At 65.8% G+C, this 1,361-nt stretch carries 2 protein-coding genes; both read left to right on the plus strand.

The window, feature by feature from the left end:
• The first annotated feature begins 125 nt into the window (after positions 1-125).
• A complete protein-coding gene (locus ACZ63H_RS38595) occupies positions 126-479 on the plus strand; it encodes a hypothetical protein (protein WP_469873119.1) in 354 nt (117 codons plus the stop codon).
• Between the two features lie 46 nt (positions 480-525).
• On the plus strand, positions 526-1,293 hold the full coding sequence (locus tag ACZ63H_RS38600; protein WP_469873120.1) for a transposase: 768 nt from the start codon (positions 526-528) through the stop codon (positions 1,291-1,293).
• Positions 1,294-1,361: the final 68 nt, after the last annotated feature.

Raw genomic sequence — 1,361 nt, forward strand, 5'->3', positions numbered from 1 at the left:
CTAGAGGTTGTCCCGTAACTGCTGGTTACGGTGCGGAAACTGCGTGGCTGACGAGTTCGCGATGCCGGTAACGTCCGATCTCCCGTCCCGCCGCACCAGCGGCCTACGTTCAGAGAGCGATGCAGATGACCAGCCAGCAAGCAACGACGACCCTGTGGCGCCCCACCGGCCTCAAGGAGCTGGATCTGGTTCGGGGGCTGAACTGGCGTGCCTGGCCGCCACGGCTGCCCGAGCAGCCGATCTTCTACCCGGTCCTCAACGAGGACTACGCGGTCAGGATCGCCCGGGACTGGAACGTGAAGCACGATGGCGCCGGCTTCGTCACTCGTTTTGAGGTCGAGTCGGAGTTCTTGAGCCGGTACCCCATCCAGCAGGCCGGTGGGCAGACTATCCTCGAGCTCTGGGTTCCGGCCGAGGAGCTGGACGACTTCAATGCCCACATCGTCGGCGAGATCCAGGTGGTCCACGAGTTCCGCTGAGGAGGGGAGGCCTCCGGCGGGGCACCCGCGGTGCGATGATCCCGGCGTGACTGGTGTGATCACGGTGTCGGAGCCGTCCTGGATAGGCCCGTTCACCGGGCTGAGCCCGCGTGCCTTCGGGAAGCTGGTGACCATGCTGCGGCGCGAAGGTGCGGACGCGGTCCGCAAAGGTCGGCCATGGGGCCTGCCCTTGGAGGACCGGACACTGCTGGTCGCGGTTTACTGGCGCACAAACCTGACGATGCGCCAGCTCGCTCCGCTGTTCGGCGTGTCCAAGTCGGCAGCAAACCGCATCATCGACCACCTCGGGCCGCTGCTCGCGCTCCAGCCTCGCAAGCGGTTCGCCAAGGACGCCGTGCTCATCGTGGACGGCACCCTGGTGCCTACTCGCGATCACGCCATCGCCGAGCAGTCGAAGAACTACCGGTACTCCACCAACCACCAGGTCGTCATAGACGCCGACACCCGACTCGTCGTCGTGGTCGGCCAACCGTTGCCCGGGAACCGCAACGACTGCAAGGCATGGGAGGAGTCCGGTGCCAAAGCCGCCGTCGGCAGGACCCTCACGATCGCGGACGGCGGCTATCCGGGCACGGGGCTCGTCATGCCCCATCGTCGGCGCGAGGGCGAAGACTTGCCCGACTGGAAGAAGGCGCACAACAAGTCCCACAAACAGGTCCGCGCCCGTATCGAGCACACCTTCGCCCGCATGAAGACCTGGAAAATCCTCCGAGACTGCCGCCTCAAAGGCGACGGGGTCCACCACGCCATGCTCGGCATCGCCCGCATGCACAACCTCGCCCTCGCCGGATAGGCGAGTGGACCGCACCGCGACCGACCCCCTTCTGGCGACTCAAAGATCATTTACGGGACAGCCCTTAG

This window comes from Streptomyces sp. NPDC104831, from assembly GCF_055583025.1.

Excerpts from the sequence above, each read along its gene's own strand:
- ACZ63H_RS38595 (WP_469873119.1), top strand. The coding sequence starts at position 126 with ATGACCAGCCAGCAAGCAACGACGACCCTGTGGCGCCCCACCGGCCTC.